General features: G+C 25.1%; 19 protein-coding genes and 1 pseudogene. 8 read left to right on the top strand and 12 right to left on the bottom strand.

What is annotated here, in order from left to right:
• Positions 1-1,165 precede the first annotated feature (1,165 nt).
• From AACK91_RS10000 to AACK91_RS09990, 3 genes are read right to left on the bottom strand one after another with little or no spacing between them, the layout of a single operon-like run.
• A complete protein-coding gene (locus tag AACK91_RS10000; protein ID WP_338966350.1) occupies positions 1,166-1,678 on the bottom strand; it encodes a hypothetical protein in 513 nt (170 codons plus the stop codon).
• On the bottom strand, positions 1,678-2,931 hold the full coding sequence (locus AACK91_RS09995; RefSeq protein WP_338966349.1) for a hypothetical protein: 1,254 nt from the start codon (positions 2,929-2,931) through the stop codon (positions 1,678-1,680). Before AACK91_RS09995 ends, AACK91_RS10000 begins: the two co-directional genes overlap by 1 nt.
• Before the next feature lie 13 nt (positions 2,932-2,944).
• The gene (locus tag AACK91_RS09990) at positions 2,945-3,214 is read right to left on the bottom strand and encodes a hypothetical protein (RefSeq protein WP_338966242.1); all 270 of its coding nucleotides are present in this window, start codon (positions 3,212-3,214) and stop codon (positions 2,945-2,947) included.
• A gap of 545 nt (positions 3,215-3,759) precedes the next feature.
• Between AACK91_RS09990 and AACK91_RS09985 the strand changes: the two genes are divergently transcribed.
• Positions 3,760-4,722: an IS1/IS1595 family N-terminal zinc-binding domain-containing protein gene (locus AACK91_RS09985; RefSeq protein ID WP_338963247.1), complete on the top strand. Its 963-nt coding sequence runs from the start codon at positions 3,760-3,762 to the stop codon at positions 4,720-4,722.
• A gap of 24 nt (positions 4,723-4,746) precedes the next feature.
• Here AACK91_RS09985 and AACK91_RS09980 read toward each other — a convergent pair whose 3' ends face one another.
• Genes AACK91_RS09980 through AACK91_RS09950 form a run of 7 tightly spaced genes read right to left on the bottom strand, consistent with a single transcriptional unit; the run spans position 4,747 to position 9,999 of the window.
• Positions 4,747-5,535, bottom strand: coding sequence for a hypothetical protein (locus AACK91_RS09980; RefSeq protein WP_338966239.1), 789 nt, complete (start codon positions 5,533-5,535; stop codon positions 4,747-4,749).
• A gap of 12 nt (positions 5,536-5,547) precedes the next feature.
• Positions 5,548-7,143 carry a hypothetical protein gene (locus tag AACK91_RS09975; protein ID WP_338966237.1) on the bottom strand — a complete coding sequence of 532 codons (1,596 nt, stop codon included), beginning with the start codon at positions 7,141-7,143 and terminating at the stop codon, positions 5,548-5,550.
• 34 nt (positions 7,144-7,177) lie between these two features.
• The gene (locus tag AACK91_RS09970) at positions 7,178-8,404 is read right to left on the bottom strand and encodes a hypothetical protein (protein WP_338966235.1); all 1,227 of its coding nucleotides are present in this window, start codon (positions 8,402-8,404) and stop codon (positions 7,178-7,180) included.
• A 17-nt stretch (positions 8,405-8,421) separates the two neighbouring features.
• Positions 8,422-8,880 carry a hypothetical protein gene (locus AACK91_RS09965; RefSeq protein ID WP_338966233.1) on the bottom strand — a complete coding sequence of 153 codons (459 nt, stop codon included), beginning with the start codon at positions 8,878-8,880 and terminating at the stop codon, positions 8,422-8,424.
• A gap of 9 nt (positions 8,881-8,889) precedes the next feature.
• Complete coding sequence (locus AACK91_RS09960; RefSeq protein WP_338966232.1) at positions 8,890-9,288, bottom strand: hypothetical protein; 399 nt, start codon at positions 9,286-9,288, stop codon at positions 8,890-8,892.
• The gene (locus AACK91_RS09955; RefSeq protein ID WP_338966231.1) at positions 9,269-9,760 is read right to left on the bottom strand and encodes a hypothetical protein; all 492 of its coding nucleotides are present in this window, start codon (positions 9,758-9,760) and stop codon (positions 9,269-9,271) included. Before AACK91_RS09955 ends, AACK91_RS09960 begins: the two co-directional genes overlap by 20 nt.
• Complete coding sequence (locus tag AACK91_RS09950; protein ID WP_338966229.1) at positions 9,715-9,999, bottom strand: hypothetical protein; 285 nt, start codon at positions 9,997-9,999, stop codon at positions 9,715-9,717. Before AACK91_RS09950 ends, AACK91_RS09955 begins: the two co-directional genes overlap by 46 nt.
• 778 nt (positions 10,000-10,777) lie before the next feature.
• Here AACK91_RS09950 and AACK91_RS09945 point away from each other — a divergent pair.
• The 6 genes from AACK91_RS09945 to AACK91_RS09920 all read left to right on the top strand — a co-directional run bounded on the left by AACK91_RS09945 (position 10,778) and on the right by AACK91_RS09920 (position 15,185).
• On the top strand, positions 10,778-11,080 hold the full coding sequence (locus tag AACK91_RS09945) for a hypothetical protein (protein ID WP_338966226.1): 303 nt from the start codon (positions 10,778-10,780) through the stop codon (positions 11,078-11,080).
• A complete protein-coding gene (locus AACK91_RS09940; protein WP_338966223.1) occupies positions 11,080-11,355 on the top strand; it encodes a hypothetical protein in 276 nt (91 codons plus the stop codon). The genes AACK91_RS09945 and AACK91_RS09940 overlap by 1 nt, the downstream gene beginning before the upstream one ends.
• A gap of 106 nt (positions 11,356-11,461) precedes the next feature.
• A complete protein-coding gene (locus tag AACK91_RS09935) occupies positions 11,462-12,010 on the top strand; it encodes a hypothetical protein (RefSeq protein WP_338966220.1) in 549 nt (182 codons plus the stop codon).
• A gap of 75 nt (positions 12,011-12,085) precedes the next feature.
• Entirely contained in the window at positions 12,086-12,742 is a 657-nt protein-coding gene (locus AACK91_RS09930; protein ID WP_338966217.1) for a hypothetical protein, read from the top strand.
• Between the two features lie 3 nt (positions 12,743-12,745).
• Entirely contained in the window at positions 12,746-13,675 is a 930-nt protein-coding gene (locus AACK91_RS09925) for a hypothetical protein (RefSeq protein WP_338966215.1), read from the top strand.
• A 79-nt stretch (positions 13,676-13,754) separates the two neighbouring features.
• Complete coding sequence (locus tag AACK91_RS09920) at positions 13,755-15,185, top strand: hypothetical protein (protein WP_338966346.1); 1,431 nt, start codon at positions 13,755-13,757, stop codon at positions 15,183-15,185.
• A 132-nt stretch (positions 15,186-15,317) separates the two neighbouring features.
• On the opposite strand, the pseudogene AACK91_RS09915 reads toward AACK91_RS09920, so the two are convergent.
• Positions 15,318-16,289, bottom strand: a pseudogene (locus AACK91_RS09915) (IS30 family transposase).
• Between the two features lie 119 nt (positions 16,290-16,408).
• Between AACK91_RS09915 and AACK91_RS09910 the strand changes: the two are divergent.
• A complete protein-coding gene (locus tag AACK91_RS09910) occupies positions 16,409-16,603 on the top strand; it encodes a lipoprotein (protein ID WP_338964334.1) in 195 nt (64 codons plus the stop codon).
• Positions 16,604-16,859: 256 nt separating this feature from the next.
• Here AACK91_RS09910 and AACK91_RS09905 read toward each other — a convergent pair whose 3' ends face one another.
• Positions 16,860-18,605 (bottom strand): spiroplasma phage ORF1-like family protein, encoded by a 1,746-nt coding sequence (locus AACK91_RS09905; RefSeq protein WP_338966343.1) that lies wholly within the window; start codon positions 18,603-18,605, stop codon positions 16,860-16,862.
• Between the last annotated feature and the right edge of the window lie 67 nt (positions 18,606-18,672).

Below are 18,672 nucleotides of genomic sequence, written 5' to 3'. Positions count from 1 at the left end.
GTTGCTCAAATTTCATCATTAATATCATTTACCGTTACTGGATAAGCTCGTATCATTAATTCTTGTAATTTATTTTTAATTTTTTTATTTCATTTTTTCATAAAATATTTTCCTTTCTGTAAAAAAACATAATATTCCTTTATTGGTTAATATTTTGATATTTAGTAAATAATTTATTTTAGTATTTAATTACTTCGCCGCCCGCTTCACTTTGAAGGTGAGCGGGGGCGGATAGGATATTTTGATAGAGTTTACCCCCATACGGAAATAAACAAAAAACAGTTTACCCAGTTATTAATTACGATTCATCCATCCCTAGACAACTTTATATAAAGAAAATAACCTTTTGGAGTTCCAACCCTCTTGTTTTTTTAGTGTCCGATATTGTTTTTTTAGGTTTAACAACACTCTTTTTATGAAAACAAGCCAAAAAACACGTGCTCTGACATTTCGCAAGGGATTAATCTTGCCGAGAATTAAAGAAATAAATAGGAGAGTAAATCCAATCGCTTTCACACTTTCTTTAAGGCTTCGTGCCATAGATGAGTTATCCATCTTTAAGCATCAAAATATTAAGTTTTAGTATTGCATTATTCATCAGGTAGTACCTTTATTAAAAATGATATTATTAGTTGTTAAACCGAAAAAATATAATAAATCACAGAAAGGAAATTATAAAAATTAACTAGTTTGTAGGGCAAAATAGGTTAATTTTTAATTTTAAAGATACTATCTGATGAATAATGCAAATAAAAAAATCGCTCTAATAAGCGATTAATTTAATTTGTATTTAATTACTTTATTTATATTTTTTATAAAACCTAAGTTTTTTTCCGACTACCAACAAATTCTACTCTATATTCCACCAAAACTAGTACAAACCCTGATACTAGTTATCAAAAGTTAAATAAGATTAGTAAATTACAATCCAGTCTTAAAGAAGCCTTAATTCATTATCATGGTTTGGGTTTCACTAATATTCAAAATTATTTAAAGCTCTGAAAATGAAAATACCAACACAAAGGTTTAACACCAAACCAACAATCAACGGTATTATATTTTAACGTTTAAAAAATTTAAAGCAAAATCATAATCTTACACAAAATTAGTTTTCAAATTGTCATATTGATGATTTTTTTTATTTCATCAAGAGTTTTCGACAAAATTAAAGAGGGCGTTTATATTCTTCAATGATATAACATTCATTTTTGTTGTCTTCACTAATTGGTTCATTAATAGATACTATTTTTAAGTCGTATGATTCTAAAAATACTTTGTCTTGTTTTGAAATATCATTAATTAAAATATCTTTTTCATCAATCATTACATAACTTGTACTATTATCTTGTACTGTGGTGTTTTGTTGAATTTGTAATTTAAAATTAAAGTCACTAATTTCATAACCAGTTATTTTAATATATTCATCTTTGTCAATAAAACCTATTTTAACGCTATTTTGAGAATAGTTTAAGGTTGGTTTTTGTTTTGTCTTAACAAGATTATTAATTTTATAAATATATAAGGTTCTAGCGCGGTCTTCTGTAAATAATTGTTCTAAATCGGGATCGCTATATTGTGATTGATTAGCAAAATCTAACGGAATACTATCAATTGAATAATCAATTGGTTCATCATTTTCCGCTAATTGTGCTAACATTTTTTCTGATGGTTTTAACATTATTCTTGTTCTCCTTCTTCATTAGTTATATTGATAATAGTTTCGTTATTTTTTAGTTGTCTGTTTAAAGTAGCATTTACTGGTAATCGAACATTAACAATTAACTCATCAATATTTTTAATATTAAATGTTCTACTGTTTAAAATCACATTATCATATTTAATTAACTTAATAATAAATTCAGTTAATTTAATTTCTCTAATGTATATCATTTGTTCATAAGAGGCGTTTGTTTGAATATTTACACCAGCAACTTCCGCTTGGGTTTGTTGAGCCCCCTTAGCAATCGCGGGAACATGATGGCGATTTATTTTATAATAATTAGTTAATAATCAATCATATATTTTGGTTAATTGTTCACCTTTAAAATTACCAGCGATATAGTCTACTGGTTGAAAATTACTATCAGGGTCTCCTTCAACTAATAACAAGTCATTTTCAACAAATGAAGCCAACATTTTACTAATTTCTTGGTCAACCACACCAGTAACCCCATTAGTATTAATAGTAAATTTACCACTATTTAATAATGGGTCTAACATTATTTTTTCAGCAATAATGTCTAAAATACTAGCAAATTGTTTACCATAACGAGCAGAAGGTTCAAAATTAGCGTTATTAGGAATAATTTCAATTGGTATAAAATCAATTGGTAATATTTCTTCTCTTTGCAAAGCTGTATAATTATTTCATTTAGCATCATCAATATATAAGTCGGTAATAGTACTGTATAATCGTGTTTTTAACTTTCTAATAACTTTTACTTGTTTAGTTACATAATCAATTTCTAATTTTTCAGTAATAAAAACACTCTGGTCATTTTTAATATAAGGGTCATAATCAAAAGTACAAGATACTAAATTACCCAATTCATCATATTGGTCATTGTAAAAATTAATAGTAATAAAATTAAGTTTTGAATTATTGGCAAAAATAAAATAGGCACATTTACCATATTTATTGATTTTATATTCGTTATATCAATTTTTATTAGTAAAGTCCTGCATTTTTAAAAAGTTATTAATTAATTTAGTATCTAATTGTTGATTAATAATTGGATTATAAATGCTAATTTCTAAATTTCGTGGATTTAAAAAATTAGCATTATCTTCACAAATTCTTTTTTCTAAAATCTCATTATGTTTTTGCACAGTAACATTTTTACGATTAGTAATCGTTGATGCTAAATTAAGATAATAACTATCAATATCATAGCTTTTCTTTAATTTCTTTTTGGCAGGTAACAACCCCATTTATAACACCTCTTTATTTTGTTTCTTCTTTTTTAATAACATCTTCAATGCTATCTTGTCTTTGTTGTTTGTTATGAGTTTTGATAAATCTAATAGTTTCAATAATTAAAATAACAACTCCAAAACCATTAAGCATTGCACCAATAATTACATATGCAGGTCAACCAATTCCTAATTTAGTTGGTCCTATAAAACAAATAATGATTCCTGCTATAAAAAACAATGATGAAACTCCAAAGATTTTCAAAAACATAATTAAATCTTTAATAGTTACTTTTGGCATAAAAACATCTCCTTTCTAATTTACCTTTTTTCTTTCAACATGTAATGACATTAATTTATTATTTTCAGAACTTATTGCGCCATTTTTATTAAGTTTTATACCATTAAGGCCAGCAAATAAAATAAATTCATAATGATTTTTATATGTTTCAAACATAATATTAATAGTATCTCCGTCATTTTCATAAGTACCAATTCATAATTTGTATTTATATTTTGTAGAATCATAATTTCTAATTTGATATTTTTTGTCAGAAAAAGATACAAAATCACTTATATCAACTAATTCTCAATCATTACCATTATTAATAGATATATCACCATTACCTAATAATGAATTACCATTAATAGTTTTAATATTTGTACCACTTATTAATTTATCTTGTTTATTTATTAAAAAATTATCAATGGCATTTACATCATAATAATTACTTAATAAATCTTTTGCTGTTTTAACAATATATTTCTTTAATTTTGTCGAAAACTCTTGATATTTATAAAATATACCTAAAATTAGGTATATTTTTAATATATGGAGGTAAATAAATGATGAAAAAAATAATTACAGAATTAATAAATAGCTTAACAGATGATCAATTTTTAGAATTTTATGAAAAAATAAAACAACAAGCAGACTTAATTAAAAAACAAAAACGTTTAAATGAAATTGATCAAAAATTTAGAGATAAAGGCATTATATGTCCTAATTGCAAATCTTTTCATTGTGTTAAAAATGGTCATAATTCCGAAGGAAAACAAAAATATTTATGTAAAAAATGTCGTGCTAGTTTTGATGCATTTCGTCATCATTTTACTTATTGAAGTCATTTAAATTATGAACAGTGAAATTTATTAATTCAAATTTCATTGTTAGGACAATCTAGTAAAATAATTTCTCGTTTTATTAAAACAACCCCAAAAACCGCTTGATATAATCGACAAAAATTAATGCAATCAAAACAATTAGAAAATACACAGTTAAAATTTAAAAAATTAAATGGTCAAATCCAAATGGATGAAACATTTATTAAAGAAATTCATAAAGGCAATTTTAAAGATAAATTTGATAAACGAAAAACTCATCTCGATCCATTTTCAACTGATACCAAATGCTGTATTCAAATGGCAGTTGATAGCAATAATAATATTTTTGTTCAATCCACCAATACCAAAAGATTACAAAAACAATGGATTATTGAAAATATGAATAAGCAACTAATTAAAGAAAAATCAATAATTATTTCTGATATGCAACCACTATATTTATTAGTAGCAAAACAAACAAATTCTACTCTATATTCCACCAAAACTAGTACAAACCCTGATACTAGTTATCAAAAGTTAAATAAGATTAGTAAATTACAATCCAGTCTTAAAGAAGCCTTAATTCATTATCATGGTTTGGGTTTCACTAATATTCAAAATTATTTAAAGCTCTGAAAATGAAAATACCAACACAAAGGTTTAACACCAAACCAACAATCAACGGTATTATATTTTAACGTTTAAAAAATTTAAAGCAAAATCATAATCTTACACAAAATTAGTTTTCAAATTGTCATATTGATGATTTTTTTTATTTCATCAAGAGTTTTCGACAAAATTAAAGATATATTTACCATTTTCTTTATCAATATAATCTTTATTTAAATCACTATCTTTAATAACATCAGTTGGGATATCGCCACCTTGTTTTGTTTTTCAAACATTATTTTCATAATAAATAGTATCATTATCAAATGGAACATTTATTTCATTATTGTTATTTTTTATAATACTTTTATTGTCAATCTTAGTTTTTTCTTTTTCTATTAAAGCATCAACTTCTAACTGCGTATAATATGCTTCTAAATCTATCATTGTTAAATCAATACCTTCTTCTTGAAAAGTTCGAAACATTTTCTTTAAAGTTGTTAGATTAGCCAGTGATTTTGCATAGGTAGGCAATAGACCTTGTCATGTTGCCATAGGGTCATTTTGTGAAGAATAATTAATATCACCAACACTCATATTTGCCGAAGTAAAAAACTCAATCGGAATACGGTTAAATGTTCAATGCTCAATAGTAATAAACACCATATTAATACAAATTTTCTTTAATAATGGGTCTTTAAATGTTTCAAATTTTAGTTTTGAAAATGGATAGTTTAAATATGAATTAATCATATTTTGGGCTCTTAAAGCAAATGTTTTAAATCATAATTCTACATCACCTTTAAAGAACTTATTATAACGAACTGGAACTTGTATAATTTTACCTGTCATTGGAATAAAATTATTATAATTTTCCAAAGTAACATTTTGTCATAATTCATTTAACATTTAATCATCTCCTTATCATTGTTTTCTTTTTGATTTAATCTTATTTAAGATAAACTTTTTACTACTTAATAGTGTTTTTGTTTTAATTGTTTTGTTTAAATCTTGTTTTGTTCTTAGTTGCTTGTATGTTTGAAATGCTACGCCACCGCCCAGTAAACTAGCAACAGCACTATCTTTTATCGTATTTAACAATTTATCTTTATTAAAGTTATTTTTAAATTGTTCTTGTAACTTTAATATCTTAGCAATTGTCCGATATATTTTAAAACTATCTTTTACTACTTGTTGATAAGCAACCGGTGCAAAAGAAACTAAATTAAACAAACTTGTTTTATTAAATCCCCAACCAATAAACCACTCACTGTTCATATAGAATTTAAACGGTTCAGGAGCTAAAACAAATTGTTTTGCTTTGATTAAAGTTGTCATAACGACAATAGGGGAATATTTAGGATTTTTATAATATATTGTTAAAGCAACTTCACCTGCAACTGATAAAGGAACAATTTTAACCGATAAAAAAACATCAGAACCATAAGCAAAAGGTAATAATTGGCCTTTTTTAATAGCCTTAGTTTCAAATTTAGATAATATTTTTTTAGTTTGCTCAGTAATTTTACTAATTACTTTTTGTTTAATAGTAATTATTTGTTTTTCAATTGGGGCTAATAATTTTTTAGTTACTTTTTGAATATAAAAATTTGGGTTTAAATGATTCAAAATTTTATTTAATTTAATTGGTGTTTGGTGCAAGATATTTAATAATTTATTATTGTATACTTTGCTACCACGCATTAAATTAGCATTTAATAGTAGGTTTTTACCAACACCTTTTTTATGAAGATTAGTCATAATGTTATATCACTCATTAGTATTAATTTTGCTTATTTTATCAATATTTAATCCATATTCAGACAATCATTTATTAGCATTTTTTTCATTTACGCGTGGTATTTTTTGAACTAATTTAGGACTTATTTTTTGAATATTTTTCTCAATTTTTAATAAATTATTAATTATTTCTAAATTAGAAACTTTAAAACCCTTATAAAAATCATTTCGGACTAATTTTCCAATTGTATATAATAAATTTTCATTATTAGCCTGTTTTGTAAAATCAAATATTAATTTATCAGATAAAATCTTTTTACCCGTAACTTGTTTTACAATATCTTCTAAGTTATTAGCAGTTATTACACCTAATTTTTCAAGTAATTTAGTTTCTTTTGCTAATTTTAAAATTTTAGTTGTGCGAGCAGCACGCGTTAATTTACCAATTCCACCAATTGCTGGTAACAAATTTAAGGCAGTACTTTTTACTGTCACTTCTGATGTTAATTTATCGTATATTTGATTTACGGCAAAATCGGTTGCTGTTTCTACTCCAAACGAGATAAATGCTGCGGCAAAATTAGATAATCCCGCACCAAGCCCAATAGCAGATGCAACACCACCAGTCAAAACTGATAAACCAAGGGCTAAAACTTGAATTCCTAAAAATTCCAATAACTGTAACCCAAAACTTTTTTCTTTTTGTTGAATTGACAATCTAGTTGGATTTTTTTTAACAGCATAAATAAGAGCTGTTTTCCCTGTTCCAATTGGCATTTTTAAAACGAAAAAGTACTATTTTTTAGTACTATTAATAATTTTTAATTTTAACATCAATCGAATTTGTTTGACCAATAGCGTTGTTTTTACCTTCAATTTGAACTTCAACAATTTTATCATTTGTAATATTAATTGGTCAATCCTCACCTTTACTTTCAACAAAGTAATCAAAATCACTTTCAGTTAAAGAACTATCTACAGCTTTAACTGCTTTTAAAACAACATTTTTAAATTGTGGTTTTAATTGTTCAGCTGTTGCTTGTGTTGGTTCTGCAACATGAATAGTTGGTACATCTAATTTATTAATTTTACTAATATCAATTTTTGAAACAATATGTTTAATAATTCCCTTAGGTTCAACTACTGCTCCACCTAAATATAAAACTCTTTCCATAATCAAAGTATTACCCATTCCAGTACCTAACGCAGCAGCACCCACCCTTAATGGAGTATGGTCTTTTTTGCGTAAAATAAGAGGGTCATATTTTTTGCTAAATTTAAAGGCAATTGCATTAACACCTTCTGGTAATAAACTAATTGTTCCTTCTGAACCATCTTTATTAATAATTGGTAATTTTTTTGGAACCATATAATATGTTGTTCCTTCAACAGTTTTCATTGCTCCACTTGTTTCAATTACGCTATTTATTTGGTCGTTTGCTCCAAGTTGTAACTGTAATTTATTACGAATTCCACGAATAAAATCAGCCGAACCCAATACAACTGTTTCTGATGGGGTAAAGCCGTTTTCATATATTTTATCCATTATTTCATCGTGGATTTGTAAAGCATTTGTATCATCTGCTTTTTGTCCTTGAATAGTTGTAACTATTCCTTTATTAATAATTTCTAAAATTTTATTGCGTTTATAAGCAACTTCAGTATCCATTGCTTGCTCAATATCAGCAGCCCAAAGATTAGGATTAAAATCACTTTCTACAGGGTCTAATTTACGGGCAAAAGTTAAAATTGTATCTAATTCAACTGTTCCATCTTCAAACTTTACTTCAGTGTAGTTTAAAAGACTATCATCAGTATTAAATACTTTTCCATCTTTTCCTAGACCTTCATTATATTTAATATTTTTCTTTCTTTTATATGTTAAACCAAATTTATTTGCTTCTTTTCACGCAAATAAAGCTTCTCAACTAAATTTTTGTTGATAAGTTTGCAAATATCATTGTTCAAATGTTTCTCGGTCTTGTTTTGTTGCTTGATTAGCAATATCTCCGAAAATTCTTTGTGGGTTTTGGGCCATAATTTACTTCCTTCTTTCTATTTATTAAATACATTATCTGTATCTAAAATATTGTTTTCTTTGTTTTCTACTTTTGGTACACCGCCGGTATTAACTGTTTGTACCTTAATTAATTCATCATAAACACTTTGTAAGTGTGTTTTAATGATTTCAATATCATCAGTAATATCATAAGACTTTAATAAAACATTCTTAAATTCTTCGTTATCAGTTAAAGAATTATTAAAATTATTAATTTCAATTTGTTTTAATTGAAGTGTTTGTTGTTCAACTTGTGAAGTTAATTCAGTATTTTTTGCTTGTAGTTCGTTGATTTGTTGATTACTATTTTCTAAATTACTTGCATTAAATTCTTCAACTTCAGCAGTATTTTCTAAAATAATTTCAGCAGTTTTAATATCTAAACTACCATCTTCACTTTTAATAGGTTCATTGTTTTCAGCAACAAGAACATATTTTACATTTTTTAATGCCATTTTTTCCTCCTATTTTTTAATATTTGTATTTATTCTTTTTCTAATAGCCTTTTTTATAATTTCAAAACTATCTACTCGAAAAGATAAAAAATATCGTTTAGTTTTTATATTTAACTGATTAAATACTGAGCCTTTAATTTTTATCTCATCATCTTTTTTTAATTTCAAAAAATCAGTTAAAATAGATTGGTTATATATTGATAATGTTGAGTAATTTAATCCGTCTCATTGACATTTAGCCGAACAAGCATCAACTTCAACACCACCAGCAACCAGTGCTTTAATTTTAGTTTTAATCGGGTTTTCATGTAGTCTAACAGTTAATTCTAACTTATTAATTTTTTTATTTTTTATTTTAGGTTTATTAGTTATTGATTTTTTAGTTAAATTACTTTTTGTTTGTATCATTTTTATCAACTCCTTTTGTTAAAAAATATTGTAAATGTTTCCAAGCATCATGTTCATGTTCTGTCATTTTAATATTTCCTTTATAAAGATATTTTTTCTTAACAATTGGAGATTGTAAAATATAATTTAAATTAAAGTGATATTTACATAAAACTTTTAAACAACCAATGAATTTAGGAGTAGATAATGGATTTGTTATTTTTAAACCTTTATGAAGTTGATAATCTTCAATTATTACAATAACTTTATTTAAATAAGAACAAATTTTATTTTTAAAATCATTTAATATTAGATATATGTTATTTATTGCTTCTTCTTCATAGTTAGAATTAAAAGTAATATTATTAATTATTTTCTTTTGCAAAACATTATAAATAATAATACCAGTTTGTCCAATTCCAGCAGGGTCAATTGCAATAATATATTTTAATTTATTTCTTTGATTTTTTGGTCAATTTGTAATATTTTTCATCCATCGGAAGCTAAATCCAAAATATCGTTAATTTTGTAATGTTGCATATAAGAAGCAATAACATCTCATTTATTTTCAAATAAGTTTAAATACATTTTTGTTCATTCTAAACATTGTAAATCATAATGATTTTTGTGATGCGAAATACGACAATTAACAGGTTGACAATTAACTCAATCAAACGAAGTTGTTATTTCACTTCAAGTTTTATTAATATATTTACTTTTATATTCTTGCATAATATTTTATTCCTTTCTTCTTATTTTGTTAAATAAACATAAAATACCTTTGTTGGTTAATATTTTGATATTTAGTAAGTATATTTATATTTTGATTTAATTATCTTAATTCGCCACCACTCACCCCCAAAGTGAGGTGGATGGCGATACTAAACTTTATATTTAGACAGAGTTTATCCCCCAACGGAAGTAAAACAAATTTACCCAGTTATTAATTACGCTTCATCCATCCCTAGACAACTTTATATAAAGAAAATAACCTTTTGGAGTTCCAACCCTCTTGTTTTTTTTAGTGTCCGATATTGTTTTTTTCGGTTTAACAGCACTCTTTTTATGAAAACAAGCAAAAAACACGCGCTCTGACATTTCGCAAGTGATTAATCTTGCCGAGAATTAAAGAAATAAATAGGAATAAATCCAATCGCTTTCACAATTTCTTTAAGGATTCGTGCCATAGATGAGTTATCCATCTTTAAGCATCAAAATATTAAGTTTTAGTATTGCATTATTCATCAGATAGTACCTTTATTAAAAATGATATTATTAGTTGTTAAACCGAAAAAATATAATAAATCACAGAAAGGAAATTGTAAAAATTAACTAATTTGTAGGGAAAAAATAGGTTAATTTTTAATTTTAAAGATACTATCTGATGAATAATGCAAATAAAAAAATCGCTCTAATAAGCGATTACTTTAATTTGTATTTAATTACTTTATTTATAATTTTTATAAAACCTCAACTTTTTTCCGACTACCATTATACTTTTGGTCAATACATGAATTTTAAACCAGCACAAAAGCAGAAGTTTAAAATAAAACATCGTATTGAGGCATTTACAATGTTAATAAATACTAATCAATTAAAATGATTATGAGAAAAATGTCCTGTAAGTAAAACCCAATATGAATTAATTCAATGAGAAGATAAGCCCGATGCAAGAGAAGAACGAATGTTAGATTTATATGATGACACATTTGATAGTGATTTTTATGCTTTACACTTTGAATTAGTACCAATGGTTAAACATAATAGTTCAGCAGATTATAAATTATGACAACAAAGGGAGTGAATAACTTAATGAAAAAAGATATTTATGTAATACATGATGAACGTGTAATAAATGCAAAAAGACCATATATGTCTGTTTGTGGACAAGTTAAAAAAAGACTTTGTCAAGAATTAAATAAAGATAATATCGCAATATGTAATTTAAATTTATATAACGAATATATTAATAAATATCAAAAAGTTAAAGTATGTGTACAAGTTTTAGCAAATGAACCAAATTTATTAACAGTAAATATTATTAATTATGCACTTATTTTAAAATTAAAGGAGCAAAATAACAATTAATAATACTTTCCATAGTTTACCAAACTTAAATGATATTAATAGTGTTTTAAAATTTTATAATTATGATTGAACTATTAATTTAGCCAATATTATTGCTAGTCATCAAATGAGATTAGTTAATGGTAAAGATATTTTATTTAAGTCTCATCGTAAAGACATTTTAGAAAAATTAAATTGATGATATGAAACTTATAAAATAAAAGAAAAATTAGATAAAAATGAATTAACAGCAAGTTTAATGGGTAAAACTATCTTTGGTTTATTAGAGACTAATGACGGCAATATTGATTTATGAATTAACCCTTTTAACTTTACATCTCGTGTAAGTAAAATAAACGAAATTGAACAAGGTGCTGATATTTGATTAAATTATCATCAATCAGATAGTGGTTTTATTTTAAATTTAATTTGTACCAAAGATAAAATAGTTATAAAAGGTTGACCTAAAAATAATGAAGTAGTTGTTGGACAAAGTAAAACACAAATTAAAGATGATGTTAAACCTATTTTAGTACAAGAATTTAAAAACAAATTAGGTATTGTCCCTTTTTGAGAAATGATTAATGAACCCAACCCTTTATTTTTATCTACATCAACTACATTAAACCCATGGCCTACAATGGCAAATTGTTATAAATTACAATTTGATTTATAAGATAGTTTTAATATTAAATCAAAAGAAAGATGAGCAAATCGTACTCATTGATATGGGGTATTAGATGATGATTTAATGACTGCTTATAACAAAGGCAATAAAAAAGTATTACAAGACGCTTTTGATGATATTTTTATTCAATCAGGTCAATCAGCAGTAGATGGTCAATTATCCCAATCTTTACAAGTAGTACAAGGTACACCAACCTTAGAAACATATACCGAAGACCAAAAAGCTATTATTGAACAAGTATACTTAGCATGTCATTTTTCTAGTCCTTTTGGTGATAAATCAGATAATGACCAAAATAAAACACAGTCATTATTAACTAAAACAAAAGACTTAGAAAAACAAGCATATTTACAAGCATATCGTAAGCAATACTATACTAAAATGTTTGATACTGTTTTAAAATATTATGGTTTATGAGATGGTGTTGGTGAACGAGAATATGGTTTTGATTTTATTAGTGCAAGTTTGGTTGATCAAATTCGACAAAATGAATTAATTACTGCTAGATTAGATAATGGCACAATGGAACCAATAAGAGCAATTACTGAATATGAAAATATTGATGAATTAGAAGCAACCAAATATTTTGAAAAAGTAGAAGCATGACAATATAAAATGCAAGCAAAAGAAATAGAACATAATAATAAATTACTAGAATATGATGAAACTGGTAATAATCAAAATGCCGTACAAGGTAGAACAGAAATTAAGGAGAATTAAAAAATGAGTAGAATTAACTCAGGGGTTATCGAAGAATTACGAAGACAAGCCCATGATACTTTAATAGATATCAGAGAAAACATAAAAGACAATCGTCATTGAATGGTCTTTCCGTTTAATGTTTATAGTTCATATATTCCTGATACAGAAACGGGATGAAAACCAAATAATGCTAAACCCAGTGATTATGGTAGTTATTCACGAATATTTGATAATATGGAAAGTACTATTGCGCAATGACAAGATAGTTTAAAAATAGTCCAAAAATATAAAGGTGAAGAAATTAATATTTTAACAATTGATGATTTTAATAAACAACCAGTTAATTCAACAATATGAGCAAATAATGAAACACCTTTTGCTATAAAATTAAAAGATGAAAATAATAATATTTATTGAAAATTAATTGATGGTGAAAATATTTATGATATTAATAGAATGCTGGCATACTTAAATCAATATAAATTAAGTTATTTTATTAATAATGATAATAAAGCCGATAATTTTTATACAAAAGAAGTTAAGGTTGGTAAATATTGAGATGCTTATATGATTGATGATAGAAGTTCAATTCAATTTGGTGAGGCTAAATTTGAACAAGTATTTACTCAACAATCAACCGAAAGACAATATACTTTATTAATTTTAGATGAAGATGTAAATAAATTAAATATTAATGATTATTATAATTTTTATACTGTATTTAATGATCGTGGTTTAAATATTGGTGGTGGTGATATTAATTCTGCACCACAAGATAGACAATGATTATATCCATCAAATGTTATTAATTATTATTCACCTTATGATGGTAGTTTTTTATGACAAGAAATTACCTTTTCAAGTATTAATGACAAAATTAGTAATAGTGGTTTATCAGTAAGACAATTTATTCAGACCAGCGGCCCCGGGCGAGGGTTATTGTTTTCCTAAAATAACTTATAATGAAAAAACAAATACATCCACTATTGAATTAGATGAAGTTTTATTAAAAGACCCAGGTGTTAGAGCAATGGCAGTTAAATTTTATGGTAATCCTATCTTTTTTAATATGCCTGTTATTGGCCGACCAATTATTAAATGTCAATTTAATAAAAAAGTAATGAATTCACGAGATCTATTAATGTATAATATGTATCCTGCTCCACCTGATAAAATAAATACTTATGCATCACCCGAAGTAAGTTGATATAACATTCAAGGTATTCAACCAACTATGATAACTGGTTATGAAGATTGAAAGCAAGATATGGAAAGTAGATACGACTTTTGAAATCAAAAAAATAGTGAGGGAATTGTTATAACTGATAAAGCAAGTTCAACAGCAACTAATCCTACGGTTGGCACAACTATTAAGGAAGAAGATAATAATTCTGAATTTTATTGGTCTAAAACTTGAATGATTACACCACCAGATAAAGTAAAAGTAAATAGTGGTAGTGTTGATAATATTATTAGTACACAAGCATCATCTTATTTTAGAAGAAAAGATGAATTTGGTAATACAGTTGGACAAGTTCAATTTGAATATAATAAAATGGGGTCTTGTAATGTTTGAGATATTTTAAATATGAATAATTTTATTAATCGCCAAATAACAGTACTACCTTTAAACTATACACAAAAATTAGTATTTAATCCTTTTACTATTCCAGGTGGAGTTGGTAAATTCTTAAACTTTATTTCGTTTGGTATTCCATGAGGATGAGTTATTAACCAAGATAAAAAAACTTGACCTAATTTTCAATTTCTTAATGGTTTTATGAGTTCTAATGTTTATAGTTTTTATAATGATGCTTTTTGGTCTGAAAACTCAAAAGGTAAAGGTTATTTACCCTTTGAAATATTTAGACAACAAGGTAATGATAAAGTTGGTGCTATTTTTGGTGCTAATGCTACTAGTTTAGGTTTTACAACTTTATTAACTGATAAATGCAAAGGTACTGTTTTAACTAAGGATGGTAAACCAACCGAAGAATTAATTTATTCAACTTATAATTTAAAACAATTAAATCCTAAAACTAAACGAGTTTATTTAATTAATGAACAAACCAAAGCAGTAGATGCGCAAATACCAGTTAGTGATAGTGAAAAAGATACTGATTGCGAATTCTTACAAACACCAGATGGAACAAATTGTAGTTATATTATTGATATGTTTTCAATTCAAGCATTATATAAAGGTAATTTTGAAATTATCTTTTATGCTGATAACCCATATACAAATAATGAAGAAGATTATTTACGCTTATCAGTATGGAGTTTTCGTGGTAAAACAAAAAGTACATTAAATAATTATTTACGCGATATGACAACTAATTATAAAACTAGTTTCTTACTCCCACATGATTATGAAATACCAACATTTAATTACCCACAATATGTTCTTCCACCAGTACCATATAAGGAATTATGTAAAATGAAGTGCAACAAATCTTATTAGTCAAATAATACAATAAAAATCATAAAAAATCAATTATAAATTTTTAAAAATCAAAATATTTATAGTTTTTATTTTATTTTAAGGAAAATTAAGCACACTAAAAAATAATTTATTAAATTACTTCAAATAAACCTATTTAAAATTATCTGAAAATACCTCTTTTGCTGTTTTTCAATTAAGAACAGGCCTTAATTTATCATTTATAACATTAACTACTCAATTTATTTTTTGTTGACTAACATTATTAAAATCAGTTCCCTTAGGAAATCATTGTCTAAGTTCAGAATTCATATATTCAATTAATGGTTTTTGTTGTGGTTTACCAGGGTCACAAAAATAAACTTGTGTTTCAGCAAATATTTCTAATTCTCTTCATTTACTAAATTCTTTTCCTCTATCAGTTATTATTCCTTTAATTTTCCCAAATAAATTATTACTTATAACAATATCTTTAAACTTTTCCACAACTTCATTAGCAGTATGATTTTTTAATTTCATAACAAAATAACTTTTACTATTTTGTTCAACTAAAACCAAATTACTAGATTGATGCTCTTTTCCAACTATGGTATCCATTTCAAATCAACCAACATCAGTCTCTTTATTCTCAATATCTCATATTGATTTAAAATTAATTAATTTACCACGATTATCAAATTTTCCTTTTGTTTTATATTTTTTACCACGATGACGTAAATTCTGTTTTAAAAAAACATAAAAACCCAAACGAATTCATTTATACAATGTTTTAACACAAACAGGAAATTTAATACCAAACTTTAGAAAATAACGATGAATAAGTTGTGATGGAGAATCACGATAAACATTAAATCTTATATTAATAAAATTTAATTGTTCTTATGTAAACTTATATCTTTTATTATTCTTTTTTCTTTTCTCATAATACATTTTATCTGACTTATAAGCACTATATTCATCAATAGTTTTAAAACGCTTAATTTCTCGCAAAATAGTACTACGATTTCTGTTCAAACATTTAGCAATTTGTGAAATATTTATTTCACCATTCTTTTTTAAAAATAATTTTGATAATAATAATTTTTCCAATTTAACCTTATCGATAAAACTTAAATGACTATACATAACATTTATATACCTTTCATTAATTTATAAATTTAATATTAAAATTATTTAATACATTATTGATATATGATAAAATCAATTATAGCATTCAAGTAATTTTAATAAAGGAGAAGTAAAATATGAAAAAGTTACTAAGTATTTTAGGAGTAATCGGATTAACAGCAACAAGTACAACAACATTAATTAGTTGTGAAAAACCAAATAATAATGAAAACGGGGGGGTAATAAACCTACACCATAACCACAACAACTACCAGAAAATAGCAAATGAACTAATATTCCTAGAACACAGGCGCCTAATAAAGAATTTTTAACTGCTACTAATAAATGATATTTTTATATAAATAAATATGAAAATAATTATATAACGACAAAATTTTATTTTGATAATAATTTTATTAATAATCAAAACACTTGATGACAACACTTAAAAAATGATTCAGATTTTATTTGAAACTATAATTTAGTATATCGTTGAAATAAAAACAATGAACCACAAATACCAGAAATTAATAAAGACACAGGACTAATAATTGATTGAAAAGAATAAAAGGACTAACAAGTCCTTTTTTAAATTAATCGAACAAACTTCATAAAGATAATTAATAGGAATATATTTGTTATTGTATTATATAATGCTGGACTAAATTTTCATACCTCAAATGTTTGACTAAAAAAACTATATATTGTTTGAAATATTTTACCAACACCGCTTGCTAATTCGTTTACTTGTTTAACACCGGGAATATTATTTACAATTCAAATTGCAGCATTTTTTATATGACACGCTAAATTATATCAACTACAACTTTCATATTGGGCTTGTCATCATTGTCCATCAGGAAACAACCCGCCATTATTTATTTCTTGTCAGTTATAAATTCCAAAATTAAAATCATAATAACGGTACATATCATTTTCTTTTTGGGCTTGTAATTCAAAAACATTATAACCGATTTTTTGTTCTTCAATTTTTTTGTATTTTAAACCGTATTTATCTTTTAAAGCACCTTCAAAAATATAACCTTCATTTTGATTAATATTATAATTATTTGCAACTGAAAAATCATAATTAAATACATTACCATAATTAGTATTATAAAAACGATTTTTAAATGCTGAATACAATTTAATGTCTAATTGATTGTATTTATCAGAAAAATAAAAATAACGAGGATAAATTTTAAAACCATTATTTGCTAATAAACCATATTTTTTATTATATCCTTGTACATAAGTATCATTTTCTAAATCAAAAATGGTACGTAAATAATCTTTATAAAAATTTTGGGAAACCGTAAACATACTATTTAATAGTTTTTCAAATTGATTTTTATTAGTATTAGTTTCATCAATTAAAACATCTCTAAAATTAATCAATTTTAAACCAAAAAAATTAATTAAAACAGTATCATACTGTAAATTATCAATATAACCACTTTCAATAAAATTACTGCGATTTTGAAATACAGGTACCAAAGCATGGGTAAAAAAGGCTTTTAAAAATTTATTAATATCAATTTGACCTTTCATCTGTTCAAAAACCATTTTACCAATATTAGGAGAATTACCTTGATAATAATTATAAGTTTCAGCACTAAAATTAAAAGTATCTTCTTTTTCTTTTATGAAAGAAAATAAAAAACCTAAATCATCAGTATACCAATAACTATTTGCATTATTACCATCCCAATATTGTTTAAAATGTGTTAATTCTAAACTACCAGCAATAATATTTTTATTTTCATCAATTGTTAAAATCATCCGATAAATTGATTTTCTAGTTAAAATAACATCAGGTTTTCAATCTAATTTTTCCATATTATTAATAATTTCAAAATCAAAAATTATTCTTTCACTACCCAAATTTGGGTCATCATAGTTTGGATTACCACCTTGCTGAATTCGGATATTTTCTTGTACAATAACATCAATATATTTAAGCAAAAAAGAACGAACATTTTGATAATATTCAGTATATAATTTTAATTTGCCATCATTATCAACAACTGGTAATTCTGGTTCACCGTTTCCATCTCAACGATATACTAAATTATAGTTTCAAATAAAATCTGAATCATTTTTTAAGTGTTGTCATCAAGTGTTTTGATTTTTAATAAAATTATTATCAAAATAAAATTTTGTAAGCAAATATTGACCATTTCTTTTTTCTCCATAAAAATATCATTTATTAGTAGCAGTTAAAAATTCTTTATTAGGTGCCTGTGTTCTAGGAATTTGTATTCAAAACTCATTAATCATTTTAACTAATTGTAAATTATCAATACCTCTTTCTAATTTATTAATAACTTCCACAGTATTAAAATACTTAGCAAAAGAATAAGAAAAATTAGTTAATTCTTTTCTTTAATTTTGTCGAAAA

Origin of the sequence: Spiroplasma endosymbiont of Sarcophaga carnaria, from assembly GCF_964019595.1 — a bacterium.
GTDB classification, from domain to species: domain Bacteria; phylum Bacillota_I; class Bacilli_A; order Mycoplasmatales; family Mycoplasmataceae; genus Spiroplasma; species Spiroplasma poulsonii.
The sequence above is the reverse complement of the archived record's forward strand: the minus strand, read 5'-3'. Positions and strand labels throughout refer to the sequence as shown.